The organism is Paenibacillus donghaensis, assembly GCF_002192415.1.
GTDB lineage: Bacteria > Bacillota > Bacilli > Paenibacillales > Paenibacillaceae > Paenibacillus_AQ > Paenibacillus_AQ donghaensis.
In genome coordinates this window covers 5,558,920-5,574,973 of the sequence record NZ_CP021780.1, presented here as the reverse complement: position 1 = coordinate 5,574,973, position 16,054 = coordinate 5,558,920, and the positions used below count along the sequence as shown (strand labels likewise).

Genomic DNA, 16,054 nt, shown 5'->3' with positions numbered 1-16,054 from the left:
TGAATTGAATCGTCAGCTCAATCTCTTCCTCGTCATTCCAGTATATAGTACCATAGCAAGTTTAAAGTTACATTTGGCGGTGCTTGCGCAGGGCCAGTACATTCAGCAGCATAAACAGGAGTGAGAAGCCGGTCAGCACATATACGTTCAGCGCGATAGCGCTCCAGCCCCGGGTATTCCCTGACCTTGGTGCTGGGCATGTTAAAATTACCATTATTGTAATTAATTAGATTATAAGATGCAATGTAAATCACTTTATTAAGCCCGCGAAAAAAAGCTTGTCAGTTAATATTACCAAAACATTCCTCCGTAACAGATTTCACAATTGTAGACGAAAATTACAGTAGCAGTTACCTAGAGGAAAAGGGTGAATCTAATTGATGAATAGTAAATGGTTAAGCGTTGGCTTGGTATCAGCACTTCTCGTAACAGCGGGTGCAGGCAGTGTTTCAGCCGCTTCCGGTGTGAACAGCGGGAATGGTGCAGCAGTCAAGGTTGCCGTTCAGCCGGCAGTGAAGGCAGGAACGGGTGCATGGACTGTGAACGGCACACCAGTGGTGCTGAGTACCATCGACAGCGGCGGTTACAAGCTGTATTCGCTGAGCGAGCTTGCGGATGAGCTTGGAGCCAATTTAATCATGGGAGCAAACAGCTTCGAACTGAATGACAGCAAGGGGTTACATAACGTACACATCCAACTTGGTTCCAAAAGTTATCAGGTAGACGGTGCTGCACAGGAATTCACTGTCGCGCCTGTAACATTCAATAATAAAACCTATGTTGAGCTGACCAGAGTAGTAGAGGCGCTTGGTGGCGAGCTGCAGGCGGATGAGAAGAGCCTGATGAGCTTTGCGCGTCCGGAAGGCGGGTTTGATGGGCTGAGATGGACCGCCGCAGGCTACCTGATTGCGAACAGCAGTGATGCCGAAGCGGCAACACTGTTCAGATTCAGCACGCAGCCGGGCAATTACGAGGTGTTCTCCTCCAATGAGAGCGCAGCGGATTTTGCCGTATCGAAGGATGGGCAATGGGGCGCTTTTAACGACGGAACCGGGATCTTGAATCTGATGAATCTGAACAACGGGGTCATCCGCACACTGGGAACAGACAACAGCGTGAAGACGGATCTGGTGTGGTCGCAGGACGGCACGAAGATCTTGTTCATCCAGGGTGACAAGCAGGAGAAGATTGCTTCCATCTCTGTAGAGACGGGTGAGGTCAAGTCCGTATTAGCCGACAAGGTAGAGAATAAATCCGAGCTGCGCATTTCCGCTGATGGCAAGGCTGCTGTTTATATCGTAAATGTAACCGGTGTGGCCAAGAATGATGCTGACAGCACAGAGGATTCTCTCACGGTAGACTTCAGCAAGGCCGGGGAGCAGCTGTTCAAGCTGGACCTGACTGCCAAGGATGCGAAGCCGGCTGCGCTGACCACCACACCGGACAACAAGCTGTACCCGGAAATTCTCGCCGATGGCAGCATCGTATACCTGAGCGCTGACCCGGAAGGCAACACCGCCAACACACTGAAGACGATCCAAGCGGACGGCACAATCGTGGACTTTGCTCTGGATGCAGAAGCTACCTGGTCTACTGGAGTTAATGGCGGTCTGGTCGTTTCGGGTTTGACGGCAGATGGCGGTACCATAATCTATTCGATCACTAATGGCGCACGTACCGAGCTGTTCCGCACAGCCGAAGATGTATCTGAAGCAGCAGTATCTCAGGACGGCAGCAAGCTTGCAGTGGTCAGCGGCGGCCTTGTGTGGACAGTTGAGAACGGCAAGGCTACTCAGCTTACGAAGTAACAGCAAGCGATCACAGATCATCGACAGGATGGCTAACAGCCCTCAACCACATTTATCGGCATAGAGCCGGGAGGAGATATTTATCATGAAATTATTGAGAAAAATGACAGTCACAGCGCTTACCGCGGTTATCGCGGTATCCGCAGCTTTTGCCGGAGGCGCAGCTGCAGCCGGTTCCCTGAAAGGCAAAATTACAGTAAACGGTTCTACCGCGCTGCTCCCGCTGACCCTGCAGGCAGCCAAGGAGTTCCAGAAGATGAATCCCAAGGTCAAGATCGCTGCCTCCGGCAAAGGCTCCGTAACCGGACCGCAAGCCGTCAAAAAAGGCATCGCCGATATCGGCGCCTGTGACTGGGATGCCAGCATGGATGTGCCGGGCTTCAAGGCTTTTGACGGACAGGTCGCCAATAAGGTGGCAGTAATTCCTTTTGCGACCATCGTCAATAAAAATGTGGGTGTGGACAATCTGACCACCGAGCAGCTGAAGGGAATCTACTCCGGCAAAATCAGCAACTGGAAGGAAGTTGGCGGTGCTGACGCCGATATCGTCGTGATTACCCGCGCTTTTGGTTCCGGTACACGGGTTAACTACCAGGCTAAGGCTCTGGATGGCGGCGACATTGTCAAGAAAGAGAAGAACTACAAGGAAACCGGATCAAGCGGTGACATGAAAACAGCTGTAGGCACTACGCCTAACGCCATTGGTTATATCGATCTGGTATATGTGAGCGGCGATGTGAAGGCTGTGAAATTTAACGGTGTGGCAGCAACTACCGAGAATGTAATCAACGGTTCCTACAAGATTTGGGCATACGGTTATTACATGACTAAAGGCCAGCCAACTGGTGCTACCAAAGCCTTCATCGAGTACGTACAGAGCAAGAAATTCCAGCAAGGTTCACTTAAAAAGCTGAAGTTTATTCCAATCTCTGCAATGAACTAGGCTTCTCCAACTAACAGTACCAAGGAACGGCAACAGCGGCCAGCCCCGGAAGTCACGCGGGCTGGCCGCTTACAGGAGGGAAAGTATGGGAACATCGGTGACACCAGTCCAAGAGCCGGCCACACTGAACGGCAAGGGCAACGGCCCGGCAGTCAATGCAGACCCGAAACGTCATGGCAGACATCTGCTGAGCAATAATCTGTTTACAATTTATTCTACCTTCAGCATTCTAGCGCTTTGTCTGGTGCTGGGGCTGGTCATTCTATTCATTGGCAAAACGGCGCTGCTGCTCTTCGGACAAATCTCGCCTGCGGATTTCTTCTTCTCCTTCAATTGGACTCCGGAAGAGGATGCGTTCGGTGCGGCAGCCTTTATTGTAAATACACTTTCGCTTACAGCGTTGACCCTGCTGATTGCGGTGCCGGTATCGGTGGGCATGGCGGTGCTCTGCGCCGAAATTGCCCCGCGCTGGATGAAGACCTTCATCCGCCCGGTTCTAGATCTGCTCGTAGGCATACCCTCGATTGTATACGGCTATCTGGGCTTGACCGTGCTGCTGCCGTTCCTGCGCCGGATCAGCGGCGAGAGTCTGGGCGACGGGCTGCTGGCCGCTGCGCTGGTGCTGGCGATCATGGTGCTGCCGACGATTTGCCGGATCAGCGACGATGCGATTGTCTCCGTGCCGCGCAAATACCGCGATGCCGCCTACGCGCTCGGCTCAACCCGGCTGCAGGTGATTATGCGTGTCGTGCTGCCTGCGTCCAGCAGAGGTATCCTCTCGGCTGTTATCCTTGGCATGACGCGTGCAGTCGGCGAGACGATGGCCGTGGTGATGGTGATCGGCAACACGCCGCAGTTGGCGAAATCGCTGTTTGCGCCTACCTCGGTGCTCACAAGCAATATCGTAATGCAGATCTCCAACGTGGAGTTTGATTCCACCTGGAACTATGCCCTGCATATGATGGCTTTCCTGCTGCTGCTGATTTCCTTTGTGATGATCCTGGTGATCCGCATTCTCGGCAGAACAAGGGGGAAGAACGCATGAGCAACTTCTCACGTACCAAATATACGGCACGCGCGCAGCGGAACAACCGCATCGCAACGGCAGCCTTCTATACACTTGGCGTGCTGGTGATGCTGCTGATCTTCTGGCTGCTGTTCACCATCCTCAGCAAAGGCCTGCCTGCCTTGCGCCCGGACTTTCTGATCAAGCAGCCTGAGGAGATCGATGCGGGTGGCGGAATTGGTCCGGTATTGTTCAATTCCTTCTATATTCTGTTTATCTCACTGCTGATTTCGATTCCGATTGGGCTCGGTGCCGGGATTTACATGGCTGAATATGCGCCGGACAATAAATTCACGGGCGCGTTGCGGATTTGTGTGGAATCCTTGTCTTCCGTGCCTTCCATCGTGTTCGGATTGCTGGGACTGGCGATTTTCGCCGAGTATTTTGATGTCGGGCTGACAATCCTCGGCGGCGGCGTCAGTCTGGCGCTGCTTAATCTGCCGATGCTGGCCCGGGTTACCGAGGAGTCGATCCGCGCCGTTCCGGGCGATATTCGCGAAGCGGGTTATGCGCTGGGCATGACCAAGTTCCATGTGATCCGTAAGGTGGTGCTTCCGGTGGCCATGCCGGCCATTGTTACGGGGATCTGCCTGGTGGCCGGACGTGCGTTCGGGGAATCGGCGGTTATTATACTTACCGCTGGACTCAGCACTTCGGGCGAAATGTGGGATTTCAACCTGTTCTCGCCGGGCGAGACGCTGGCCGTACATTTATGGTACGTCCAGTCCGAGGCGATTGTGGAGGACGCGCGCCAGATTGCCGACAAGTCAGCTGCCGTGCTGGTGTTTGTGGTGCTGCTAATCAACGCGGCTTTCCGTTTCCCGCTCTGGCTGGGCAACCGGCGGCGCGGGCATTAGCTAGCGAAGTGAGTTCACTGTGCTGTGATTAACTGTTGGTTCAGGCAGCCTTCCTTCGGAGAGGCTGCCTGAGTTGTACAGTAGGCTATAACCGGGCGATGGCTTGCCGCAGCTAGGCATTTTCCGTTGCAGCAGACCATTCTTTCTTGAAAGCTGTTCATTCAGCAGCCTAGCTACACGCACACATATACGTATGCACGAATAAACGCATCTACCAATACACACACACAAGACACACAAGACACAAGACACAAGACACAAGACACAAGACACAAGACACACATCACACATCACCCATCACCCAACACCCAACACGCAACACGCAACACGCAACACGCAACACGCAACACCCTTACACACATAACACACACAACACACACATACATACGCCCCACCCACACACGTCAGCACTTCAAATCTACGTGTACGCGTAGGCCGTGTGCGAAATACCTGCGATAATACATCTTTTGTAGCCACCAGCGCCGCCAATGCTCAAATACCTGCAAAAGTACATCTTTATCCGGGCTAAACCGTCTTTGGAGTAAAATAAGTCTGAAATACCTGCACAATTGCAGGTATTCTTCTTAATCCGTAGAATTTCTGCGAAAAGCCTGCACTTTTGCAGGTTTTTGTTACTTTGGTTCGAGCGAGAGGGCAGCGTATCGATACTTTGGTGTACGGGTTATCATCCCCAGACCCGCCCCCATCAGCACTATAAACCCGCAAGTACGAGGGCAGATGAAACTGGGGTGTAAGGGGGCGTGTGCGAAATACCTGCGATAATACATCTTTTGTAGCCACCAGCGCCACAAATGCTCAAATACCTGCAAAAGTACATCTTTATTCGGGCTAAAGCGTCTTTGGAGTAAAATAAGTCTGAAATACCTGCACAATCGCAGGTATTCTTCTTAATCCGTAGAATTTCTGCGAAAAGCCTGCACTTTTGCAGGTTTTTGTTACTTTGGTTCGAGCGAGAGGGCAGCGTATCGATACTTTGGTGTACGGGTTCTCGTCCCCGACCGCGCCCCCATCAGCACTATAAACCCGCAAGTACGAGGGCAGATGAAACTGGGGTGTAAGGGGGCAGGTGCGAAATACCTGCGATAATACATCTTTTGTAGCCACCAGCGCCGCCAATGCTCAAATACCTGCAAAAGTACATCTTTATTCGGGCTAAAGCGATCTTTGGAGTAAAATTTGTCTGAAATACCTGCACAATCGCAGGTATTCTTCTTAATCCGTAGAATTTCTGCGAAAAGCCTGCACATTTGCAGGTTTTTGTTACTTTGGTTCGAGCGAGAGAGCAGCGTATCGATACTTTGGTGTACGGGTTCTCGTCCCCGACCGCGCCCCCATCAGCACTATAAACCCGCAAGTACGAGGGCAGATGAAACTGGGGTGTAAGGGGGCAGGTGCGAAATACCTGCGATAATACATCTTTTGTAGCCACCAGCGCCGCCAATGCTCAAATACCTGCAAAAGTACATCTTTATCCGGGCTAAACCGTCTTTGGAGTAAAATAAGTCTGAAATACCTGCACAATTGCAGGTATTCTTCTTAATCCGTAGAATTTCTGCGAAAAGCCTGCACTTTTGCAGGCTTTTGTTACTTTGGTTCGAGCGAGAGAGCAGCGTATCGATACTTTGGTGTACGGGTTCTCGTCCCATCCCGGAACGGGATACCGCCCCAAAGGGCGGATTGCGAAGTGGAGCTAACGAAGGAGATGCATCAACGAAGCACGGGGGTTCTCGCCTCCAGACGCACAAACAGCCTTCCCGAAGGAAGGCTGTCACCAAGTCCCGGAACGGGATACCGCCCCAAAGGGCAGATTGCGAAGTAGAGCTAACGAAGCGAATGCATCAACGAACCACGGGGGTTCTGATCCCCCAGACGCACAAACAGCCTTCCCGAAGGAAGGCTGTTTCGTGACGTCCCGGGAGGGATTCGAACCCCCGACCGTGCGCTTAGAAGGCGCATGCTCTATCCGGCTGAGCTACCGGGACATATTCAATGACTCAAAAGCAAGCAAAAATTATCATATCATATAGAATGGGATAATTCAAACTATTTTTTTGTTACCGAGTGGGTATGCTATAATTTAGTTCTGATTCGTTTCGGATAGCCTTTTAAACTTTAATAACTTAAGGAAAACTGTAAACAGATGAAGTGGAAGATAGCCTGCGAAGGCGAGCATGAACTACATAACTAGTAAGCATGAAGGAGGTGCCCCTATCAAGAATTCGAGTTCCCCGGCCAAAGAGAATATTGTACTGTTCCCGAAGACACTGGATTATTACCAGATTCAGCTGACCGTGATGCTCGAAAGCGAGCGTTACGGGGAGGCGATGGAGCTGCTGCGCTTCCTGCTGCAATGCCAAGGGCAGGAGCAACGCAACTACGACGAATGGCAGTCCCTGCTGGAATGGCTGGAGACCGCCTTCCCTTATGTATCCCGCAACGGGGATGCGGAAGGGGCCGCGCCGCGCGAAGATGAAGACCTGCGCGAAGAGGACATGGCCCGCATTCTGGCCAAGTCCAAGCAGGAGGAGGACGCACAGTATCCGTACAAGCTGCTGCAGCGTATCCAGACTGAGCCGCTGTCCGAGGCAACGATCCTCGCGCTTGAGCAGCTGGCGTATCTAGAGGGCGCGGACATTGACGAAGCCCTGGCCACCTGGCTGCAGGAGGCGCAGGTACATCCGCTGCTGCAGTTCCGCGCGCTGCAGACGCTGCGCCGCCGCGGCATGCAGGGAACACTGCAGCTGAATCGAGGCAGCCAGCCTGCGGAGATCGAAATCGAAAGTGTTCCGCTGAAGAGTGAGGAATTCCCGGTACAGGTGAGCCAGGTACTGGAGCGGGTAGCCGAGCAGGCGGAGGTGCATGAGCCTACGTTGTATTATTTTGCCCAGGAGCTGTGGGGGCAGTTCATCATGTCAATCTACGGGTCGGCGGAATACCGGGAATTGCTGGATGGGGAATATGCGCTGCTGGACATCTGGGCAGGGGCGCTGCACCAGATGGTCTCGGAGAGCCTGAACGGTACCCGACTTGAAGAAGAGACGCGTGGAATGTACGGGATAACGGGTGGCATGCGCTTTCAATTTGAAGCCGCCTACCGATCGCTGAAAGGGTTCGTGAAGACTTCTCTACTTGATAAATAATATAATGTTGTATATAATATAATGGTTATTCTGTGCGTGAATTGCGTGATTATTTTTAGTACACATGTGAACCTATATTTTGGAGGGAAAAGTATAATATGAAGGCAACCTGGGAAAAAATAGAGAAGAACCTTGGAGTTCTTGAAGTCGAAGTAGAAGCTGAACGCGTAACCGCAGCACTCGACAAAGCTTTTAATAAAGTCGTTAAGAAAGCAATCGTACCTGGCTTCCGTAAAGGCAAAGTGCCCCGTCCGATCTTTGAATCCCGTTTTGGTGTAGAAAGCCTGTATCAGGACGCTATTGACATCCTTCTTCCTGATGTTTACGGTGAAGCAGTTGAAGAAACAGGAATTTTCCCGGTAGACCGTCCTGAAGTAGATATCGAGCAATTCGCCAAAGGCCAACCCTTCGTCTTCAAAGCGAAGATCACGGTTAAACCTGAAGTGAAACTGGGTGAGTACAAAGGTCTGGAAGTTCCAGTAGTGAAGGCTGAAGTTACTGAAGAAGAGCTGAGTGCTGAGCTTGCCCGTCTGCAGGAGCGTCACGCTGAGCTGGTTGTGGTTGAAGAATCTGCAGCAGCTAACGGCGACATCGCTGTGATTGATTTTGACGGAACGGTAGACGGTGTGCAGTTCGAAGGCGGACAAGCAGAACGTCATTCCCTGGAACTGGGCAGCAACTCCTTCATCCCTGGCTTCGAAGAGCAGGTAGTAGGAATGGCAACCGGAGATTTCAAGGATGTTGAAGTAACCTTCCCTGAAACTTACCATGCAGAGAACCTGGCCGGCAAAGCCGCTATCTTCAAAGTGAAACTGCACGAAATCAAACGCAAACAGCTTCCTGAGCTGGACGATGAGTTCGCCAAAGACGTCAGCGAGTTCGAAACGCTGGAAGAATACAAAGCCGACCTGAAAGCACAGCTTGAATCCAGCAAACAGGAAGAGCTGAAGGGCGCACGCGAGAACGCCGTTGTCGATAAGGCAGCAGCTAATGCAGAAGTTGAAATTCCATCGGCCATGATCGACACTGAAGTGGAGACTATGGTTCGTGATTTCGACAACCGTCTCCGCCAGCAGGGCATGAACATGGATATGTTCCTCAGCTTCTCCGGCCAGACCCGCGAAGATCTGCAGAATCAGATGAGAGGCGATGCTGAGAAGCGCGTCCGCAACAACCTGGTGCTTGAAGTGATCGCGAAGGAAGAGAAGATCGAAGTTTCTGCTGAAGAAGTAGAACAAGAGCTTGCTTCCATGGCTGAATCTTACAAACGCAGCACAGAAGAAATCCGCAACATTCTGGCAAGCAACGGTTCGCTGGGCAGCCTGAATGAAGAGATTTCGCTCCGCAAGACAATTGAACTGCTCGTTAGCAGCAGTGTAGAAGTTGAAGCGGCTGAAGTGGTTGAAGAAGCTCCTGCGGCTGAAGCCGAAGAAACAAAAGCTGAGTAGTACGCGTACCCGCACATTTAACAGAACGGCCGGCAACAGCGGCCTCCATACAGTTTGTGATAAGGCACGTAGTTTTGTTACGTGCCTTATTTTTATCGGCGGCTGCGCAGAATAGTGATACATAGAGCGGTTTCTTGGAAATATAAGAATTTATAGGTTTCACGCCATAAATTATCCTTATATTTCTCGCAGAAATGGATGCCGCCTCTTTCAGAGCACGGCGATGCCGTTTCTACTTGGCCATGGCTACCTGCTGCCACTTACGGACTCCAAGGAACGAAGAAGGCGCCCGCAGAACGTGAACTTAAGAATTTTACCTGCGGAGTTGGCGTGAAGTCTGTGCACCAGGCTTCCTCTCAACGCTACGGCTTTATTCTTATGTTCATCTAATATGACAGTGAAAAAATGACATGACGCTTTGAACGTGTTAAAATATTTTTGAAACGGAAAGACTAATCTATACAGAGAAAAGAGGTTGGTGGCATGAGTCTGGTACCAATGGTTGTAGAAACGACAAGTCGCGGTGAACGCTCATACGATATCTATTCCAGATTACTGAAGGATCGCATCATCTTCCTGAGCAGTGCGATTAACGATGATGTCGCCAATCTGGTTATCGCCCAGCTGCTGTTCCTGGCGGCGGATGATCCCGAAAAGGATATTCACTTGTACCTCAACTCTCCCGGTGGTTCTGTCACAGCCGGCATGGGTATATATGATACAATGCAATACATTAAACCGGACGTATCCACGATTTGTGTAGGGATGGCGGCAAGCATGGGATCTTTGCTGCTAACAGCCGGAGCACCAGGCAAGAGATTCGCGCTGACCAACAGCGAGGTTATGATTCACCAGCCGCTGGGTGGCGTTCAGGGTCAGGCATCTGACATCTGGATTCACACGGATTGGATTCTCAAGACGAAGGCGAAACTGAATCAGATATATGTAGATCGCACAGGTCAGCCCCTTGGCAAAATCGAACGGGACACAGACCGCGATAACTTCATGAGCGCGGAAGAAGCGAAGGATTACGGGTTAATTGACCAGATTCTTTCTTCACCGATCAAATCTTAAAGGGGTGGTAAGATGTTTAAATTTAATGATGAAAAAGGACAGCTGAAATGTTCTTTTTGCGGCAAATCGCAGGAACAGGTTCGCAAGCTTGTAGCCGGACCCGGTGTTTATATATGTGACGAGTGTATCGAGCTGTGCACGGAGATCGTGGAAGAGGAGCTTGGGGCCGAGGAAGAGTTGGACCTGAAGGATATTCCGAAACCCATGGAGATCCGCAACATTCTGGACCAATATGTCATTGGCCAGGACCAAGCCAAGAAATCCCTGTCTGTAGCGGTCTATAACCACTATAAACGTGTGAACAGCCAGAGCAAGATTGAAGACGTGGAGCTGACCAAGAGCAACATTCTGCTGCTCGGACCTACCGGTTCCGGTAAGACGCTGCTGGCGCAGACCATGGCCAAGATTATCAACGTGCCGTTTGCGATTGCCGATGCCACTTCCCTGACGGAAGCCGGTTATGTCGGTGAGGACGTGGAGAACATTCTGCTGAAGCTGATCCAGGCGGCAGATTATGATGTGGAAAAAGCCGAACGCGGCATTATCTATATTGATGAAATTGATAAGGTAGCCCGCAAATCCGAGAACCCGTCGATTACCCGCGACGTTTCCGGTGAGGGCGTACAGCAGGCGCTGCTGAAGATTCTGGAAGGAACCGTTGCTTCTGTTCCACCGCAAGGCGGACGCAAGCATCCTCACCAGGAGTTCATCCAGATCGATACTACGAACATTCTGTTTATCGTGGGCGGAGCTTTTGACGGCCTGGAACAGATGATCAAACGCCGGATCGGCAAAAAAGTAATCGGCTTCAACGCCGGAGCCGATGGCCAGAAGGAACTGAAGACAGGCGAATACCTGTCGATGGTATTGCCTGAGGATCTGCTGAAGTTCGGTCTAATTCCCGAGTTTGTCGGACGTCTGCCGGTCATCTCCACGCTGGAGCCGCTGGATGAGAACACGCTGGTACGGATTCTGTCCGAACCTAAGAATGCACTCACCAAGCAATATATCAAGCTGCTGGAGATGGACAACGTAGCACTTAAGTTTGAGCCGCTGGCCCTGGAAGCTATTGCCAAGGAAGCGATCAAACGTAATACCGGTGCCCGTGGACTGCGTGCGATTATTGAGAGCATCATGCTTGATGTAATGTACGAAGTACCTTCGCGCGATGATATCAAGGATTGTGTGATTACAGAGAAGGTCGTTCAGGAGAAGGCGCTGCCGGAGCTGAGCGTGAAGAAGGACAAAAAAGAGGAAAGCGCGTAAGCCGCTTGCCTTAACAATACAAGCCTCGGTCTCCACCTTGCTTTTTGCTTGTCCCGCATTGCTGCGGGTGGGGCGAAGCAGGTGGAGCTTTGGCGTTATGGGGGAGAAGAAGCATGTTCTTGAGACACCAGACCCGACCGGTTAATGTAGGCGGGCTCATTATTGGGGGAAACAACGAGGTTGCGATCCAAAGCATGTGCACAACCAAAACCGCTGATGTTGAGGCCACGGTCGCTGAAATTCTCCGGCTGGAGGAAGCGGGCTGTCAACTGGTCCGTGTAACGGTCAACAATGAAGAAGCAGCGGCTGCGATTAAGGAAATCAAGAAACAGATTCATATCCCGCTTGTAGCGGATATTCATTTCAACTATAAGCTGGCGCTGATGGCTATTGAGAACGGCATTGACAAGGTGCGGATCAATCCCGGCAATATCGGCCGCCGTGAGAAGGTAGAGGCTGTTGTCAAGGCCTGTAAGGAGAAAGGGATTCCGATCCGAATCGGCGTAAATGCCGGGTCTTTGGAGAATCACCTGCTGGAGAAATACGGCTACCCGACCCCGGAAGCAATGGTCGAAAGTGCGCTGTATCATATCGGTATCCTGGAGGAGCTGGATTTCCACGATATTATCGTATCGTTGAAGGCCTCTGATGTGCCGATGGCGATCGAAGCGTACCGTAAGGCTGCTGAGGTTATTCCTTACCCGCTGCATCTGGGCATTACGGAATCCGGCACGCTGTTCGCCGGTACCGTCAAGAGCTCGGCGGGCATCGGTGCCCTGCTGTCGATGGGCATCGGCAGCACACTGCGGATCTCGCTGAGCGCCGATCCGGTAGAAGAAGTGAAGGTAGCCCGCGAGCTGCTGAAGACCTTCGGTCTGATCTCCAACGCGGCTACCCTGATCTCCTGCCCGACCTGCGGACGGCTGGACATTGATCTGTTCTCCATTGCCAACGAGGTGGAGGAATACATCTCGAAGCTGAAGGTGCCGATCAAGGTCTCCGTGCTCGGCTGTGCCGTGAACGGTCCCGGCGAGGCGCGTGAGGCAGACATTGGTATTGCCGGTGCGCGAGGCGAAGGCCTGTTGTTCCGCTACGGCAAGATGATCCGCAAGGTGCCTGAAGCGGAACTGGTCAATGAGCTGAAGAAGGAGATCGACGCCATCGTGGTCGCCTACGAGGCGACCGGCGAGATCCCCGGCCGCAGCCATGCCAACCTGGCCCCGCCGGTGCAGGTGGGCACGCCGGATAACGTTTAATCCAGCTATCTAAGATGAACTTAAGAATGGAGTAGTGGAGTTGCCAGAAAGCCTGATGCTTAGGGCTTCCTGGCAACTCCGAATGTAACATTCTTAAGTTCACGTTCTATTATACGAATATATATACTGACAAGCTTCAGTTGTGCGAGCTAATATGCGCTCAGCAATCTGCTGTCAGGTGTGGCGAAGAACGCCCCATGACGTCCCGGGAATCCGGGTGGAATGGGGCGTTTTTGTGTGGTGATGTAACCAAGGATACTTCTCTTCCGTAATTCACTGCCCACTCGGAGACTTGGATCAGCTGCATCCCGAATACGAGGTGCTGGATTGGCGTGGACGTTCATATTTTGCAGACTTTGCTTGTGAAAGAAATGGATAGGCAGAAATTCTGCAACGAGCTGAACCGTGAGACTTTTTTGAGTGGAATGGGATACCAGGTCATCTGTTTTGCTTATGATGATGTCACAGCTTCGCCATTAGCCCCAAAACCGCAAGAGCACTGCTCGGCAGGTTATGATATTTTGCATGATTGGGAGTAAGACTGTTTTTGCAGAGAAATCCTCGCATCGGCGTTTACTAATTACCGAAAAGGCTATACTACCTAATAGTAGCCAAGGCTGTAAAAGGTAGGCCGAACGAATGGAGGATGAAACATGCAACTAGGTATATTGCTGATGGTCGTGCAGCTCTTTTTTGCGCTGGTTATCGGCGTTTATTTTTGGAATTTGCTGCGGGGCCAGAAGACCAACAAAACGGCGGTCGACCGGGAGTCGCGCAAGGAGCTGGACAAGCTGCGCAAAATGCGGATGATCTCGCTCACCAAACCACTGTCGGAGAAGACACGTCCTGCATCGATTGGAGATATTGTTGGGCAAAAGGATGGGCTGCGTGCCCTCAAAGCGGCGCTGTGCAGCGCTAATCCGCAGCATGTGATTATTTATGGACCGCCAGGCGTCGGTAAGACGGCAGCGGCACGTGTCGTGATGGAGGAAGCCAAGAAGAATGTGCTGTCCCCGTTCAAAAATGATGCCAAGTTCACGGAGATTGATGCGACTACGGCGCGGTTTGACGAACGCGGGATTGCCGATCCGCTGATCGGGTCGGTGCATGATCCGATTTACCAAGGGGCCGGAGCGATGGGTGTGGCCGGTGTGCCGCAGCCCAAACCGGGAGCGGTAACGAAGGCGCATGGCGGCATCCTGTTCCTGGATGAGATCGGAGAGCTGCATCCGATCCAGATGAACAAGCTGCTGAAGGTGCTGGAGGACCGTAAGGTGCTCCTGGAGAGCGCCTATTATAACTCGGAGGACAGCAATACGCCGGCTTATATTCATGATATTTTTCAAAATGGCCTGCCGGCCGATTTCCGCCTGGTCGGAGCCACCACGCGTTCCCCGGACGAGATCTCACCTGCGCTGCGTTCGCGTTGCATGGAAATTTATTTCCGGCCGCTGCTGCCTGATGAGATCGCCGTGATTACACGGGATGCGATCCAGAAGATTGGGCTGCAGCCTAGCCCCGATGCTGTGAATATCGTGCGGCAATACGCCACGAATGGGCGGGAAGCGGTCAATATGATCCAGCTGGCCGCCGGACTGGCGCTCACCGAGCAGCGCGATACACTGACCGCTGCCGATGTGGAGTGGGTGGCAGGCAGCAGCCAGCTGCCGCTGCGGACAGAGCGCAGAATCCCATCCGCGCCGCAGGTTGGGCTGGTCAACGGCCTTGCCGTGTACGGCCCGGGCATGGGCACACTGCTGGAGATTGAAGTCTCAGCCGCGCCTGCACTGGAGGGCAAGGGCCGCCTGAGCGTTACGGGCGTAGTCGAAGAAGAAGAGATCGGCGGCGGTTCGCGCACCATCCGCCGCAAGAGCATGGCCAGAGGGTCCGTGGAGAATGTCCTGACCGTGCTGCGCCGGATGAACCTGGAGCCGGACCATTACGACCTGCACGTCAATTTTCCCGGCGGTACGCCGATTGACGGTCCGTCTGCCGGCGTGGCGATGGCGGTGGCCATCGTGTCCGCGATTCGCGGCCTGCCGGTCGACAACACGGTGGCCATCACCGGCGAGATCGGTATCCATGGCCGCGTGAAGCCAGTGGGCGGGGTGATCGCCAAGGTGGAGGCCGCTTTCCAGGCGGGCGCGACCACGGTGCTGATCCCCAAAGAGAACTGGCAGTCGCTCTTCGCCGACCTCGCGCCACTGCGGGTGCTGCCGATGGAGACGGTGGAGGAAGTGTTCCTCCACCTCTTCGGAGCCGACACCGCCGATGTGCGGCTGCCCGCCGTCTCCGGCGAGCTGTTCTCGGCAGCATCTTCGCTGTTGAAGGCCGACGCCTCGAGCGAGTCACCCCAAGCCTAACCGCGCCGCGCCTGCGCCAGCCCGCACGGCGGCTTGACACGCCTATACCCGTCGCGCTGGGCTATTATAGAGGTTCAGAATTTCTTACCCAGCATGCTATGCTCCTTGTGTCCAGAATTCCTGCAATAATACAGCTTTTTTCGTGCGAAAACGGCCTTTGGGGCCTAAAGCCTGCAAAAGTGCAGGTATTTACATCCCCTGCGCTGGTCGCCAGACCCAACCGCCGGAAAGCCTGTATATTTGCAGGAATTCAGCTAACAAGAGGAAGAAGAGAAGAAATTCCTGTACTTTTACAGGAATGTTCTCTCCGGGTGAGTATCCTGACTCTTCGTCAGATAAGTTTTGATCTTGGAAACTGGGAAACGGCGAAGAAACTTATAAAGCGCTCTTCTAGCTCCAGAGTATAGAGTTCCTTCCCGCAGCTGGCCCAAAAGACACAGTTCTTTAAACTGTGTCTTTTTGTTGGCCATAAGGAGGGGAATCAAAAAGCCGTATCACGCTGTTAGGCGAGAATGGATCGTACATTCGTAATGATGCTTGAAAAGAAAACAGAATCCAGATCAACCTGTCCAATAACTTCTGCATTTCTGGCGCTGAGGTCAAGAGACTTGGCTTGTTCGGTTAAAACAACTCCGCTTAGATGCTCTTGTGTCACATTTGAACCGGAAATCGGAATGCCATCAGGAACAGAAACTTCAAATGGATCATTTCTCTTGGTATCAGAAAGTACGATTGCAGGTCGATACCCAGCCTGTTCGTTGCCAGCTCGTTAAATCGCGGATATTGGTTAATAGGAGGACTATTGAAAACCC

10 protein-coding genes, 1 tRNA gene and 2 pseudogenes are annotated in these 16,054 nt (G+C 52.5%); 11 read left to right on the top strand and 2 right to left on the bottom strand.

The genetic code is table 11. The features are described from left to right. The first annotated feature begins 380 nt into the window (after window positions 1-380). The 4 genes from B9T62_RS25335 to pstA all read left to right on the top strand — a co-directional run bounded on the left by B9T62_RS25335 (window position 381) and on the right by pstA (window position 4,674). The gene (locus B9T62_RS25335; RefSeq protein ID WP_087917818.1) at window positions 381-1,808 is read left to right on the top strand and encodes a stalk domain-containing protein; all 1,428 of its coding nucleotides are present in this window, start codon (window positions 381-383) and stop codon (window positions 1,806-1,808) included. Window positions 1,809-1,893: 85 nt separating this feature from the next. Further along, window positions 1,894-2,751 (top strand): phosphate ABC transporter substrate-binding protein, encoded by an 858-nt coding sequence (locus B9T62_RS25330; RefSeq protein WP_087917817.1) that lies wholly within the window; start codon window positions 1,894-1,896, stop codon window positions 2,749-2,751. A gap of 85 nt (window positions 2,752-2,836) precedes the next feature. Further along, window positions 2,837-3,796, top strand: a complete 960-nt coding sequence (gene pstC / locus B9T62_RS25325; RefSeq protein ID WP_087917816.1) for a phosphate ABC transporter permease subunit PstC — start codon at window positions 2,837-2,839, stop codon at window positions 3,794-3,796. After that, entirely contained in the window at window positions 3,793-4,674 is an 882-nt protein-coding gene (gene pstA / locus B9T62_RS25320) for a phosphate ABC transporter permease PstA (RefSeq protein ID WP_087917815.1), read from the top strand. The genes pstC and pstA overlap by 4 nt, the downstream gene beginning before the upstream one ends. A 1,929-nt stretch (window positions 4,675-6,603) precedes the next feature. Here pstA and B9T62_RS25315 read toward each other — a convergent pair. Continuing rightward, window positions 6,604-6,677 (bottom strand) — tRNA-Arg (locus B9T62_RS25315). 189 nt (window positions 6,678-6,866) lie between these two features. Here B9T62_RS25315 and B9T62_RS25310 point away from each other — a divergent pair. The 7 genes and pseudogenes from B9T62_RS25310 to lonB all read left to right on the top strand — a co-directional run bounded on the left by B9T62_RS25310 (window position 6,867) and on the right by lonB (window position 15,242). After that, entirely contained in the window at window positions 6,867-7,835 is a 969-nt protein-coding gene (locus B9T62_RS25310) for a hypothetical protein (RefSeq protein WP_425436604.1), read from the top strand. 98 nt (window positions 7,836-7,933) lie between these two features. After that, window positions 7,934-9,283: a trigger factor gene (tig, locus tag B9T62_RS25305; RefSeq protein WP_087917814.1), complete on the top strand. Its 1,350-nt coding sequence runs from the start codon at window positions 7,934-7,936 to the stop codon at window positions 9,281-9,283. Between the two features lie 483 nt (window positions 9,284-9,766). Then, window positions 9,767-10,357, top strand: coding sequence for an ATP-dependent Clp endopeptidase proteolytic subunit ClpP (clpP, locus tag B9T62_RS25300; protein WP_087917813.1), 591 nt, complete (start codon window positions 9,767-9,769; stop codon window positions 10,355-10,357). A gap of 12 nt (window positions 10,358-10,369) precedes the next feature. Next, complete coding sequence (gene clpX, locus B9T62_RS25295) at window positions 10,370-11,623, top strand: ATP-dependent protease ATP-binding subunit ClpX (protein WP_087917812.1); 1,254 nt, start codon at window positions 10,370-10,372, stop codon at window positions 11,621-11,623. 113 nt (window positions 11,624-11,736) lie between these two features. Further along, a complete protein-coding gene (gene ispG, locus B9T62_RS25290) occupies window positions 11,737-12,879 on the top strand; it encodes a flavodoxin-dependent (E)-4-hydroxy-3-methylbut-2-enyl-diphosphate synthase (protein ID WP_087917811.1) in 1,143 nt (380 codons plus the stop codon). Between the two features lie 271 nt (window positions 12,880-13,150). Then, window positions 13,151-13,355, top strand: a pseudogene (locus B9T62_RS40935) (hypothetical protein); the annotation flags it as partial. Window positions 13,356-13,532: 177 nt separating this feature from the next. Further along, window positions 13,533-15,242: an ATP-dependent protease LonB gene (gene lonB, locus B9T62_RS25280; RefSeq protein ID WP_087917809.1), complete on the top strand. Its 1,710-nt coding sequence runs from the start codon at window positions 13,533-13,535 to the stop codon at window positions 15,240-15,242. Window positions 15,243-15,744: 502 nt separating this feature from the next. Here the strand turns inward: lonB and B9T62_RS40930 are convergent. Further along, window positions 15,745-15,996: pseudogene (locus B9T62_RS40930) on the bottom strand (hypothetical protein); the annotation flags it as partial. Window positions 15,997-16,054: the final 58 nt, after the last annotated feature.

What these genes read in the sequence shown, in the direction of transcription:
- lonB (WP_087917809.1), top strand. Translation starts at nt 13,533, where the DNA reads ATGCAACTAGGTATATTGCTGATGGTCGTGCAGCTCTTTTTTGCGCTG.
- clpP (WP_087917813.1), top strand. Translation starts at nt 9,767, where the DNA reads ATGAGTCTGGTACCAATGGTTGTAGAAACGACAAGTCGCGGTGAACGC.
- pstA (WP_087917815.1), top strand. Translation starts at nt 3,793, where the DNA reads ATGAGCAACTTCTCACGTACCAAATATACGGCACGCGCGCAGCGGAAC.
- tig (WP_087917814.1), top strand. Translation starts at nt 7,934, where the DNA reads ATGAAGGCAACCTGGGAAAAAATAGAGAAGAACCTTGGAGTTCTTGAA.
- B9T62_RS25335 (WP_087917818.1), top strand. Translation starts at nt 381, where the DNA reads ATGAATAGTAAATGGTTAAGCGTTGGCTTGGTATCAGCACTTCTCGTA.
- B9T62_RS25330 (WP_087917817.1), top strand. Translation starts at nt 1,894, where the DNA reads ATGAAATTATTGAGAAAAATGACAGTCACAGCGCTTACCGCGGTTATC.
- clpX (WP_087917812.1), top strand. Translation starts at nt 10,370, where the DNA reads ATGTTTAAATTTAATGATGAAAAAGGACAGCTGAAATGTTCTTTTTGC.
- pstC (WP_087917816.1), top strand. Translation starts at nt 2,837, where the DNA reads ATGGGAACATCGGTGACACCAGTCCAAGAGCCGGCCACACTGAACGGC.
- ispG (WP_087917811.1), top strand. Translation starts at nt 11,737, where the DNA reads ATGTTCTTGAGACACCAGACCCGACCGGTTAATGTAGGCGGGCTCATT.
- B9T62_RS25310 (WP_425436604.1), top strand. Translation starts at nt 6,867, where the DNA reads ATGAACTACATAACTAGTAAGCATGAAGGAGGTGCCCCTATCAAGAAT.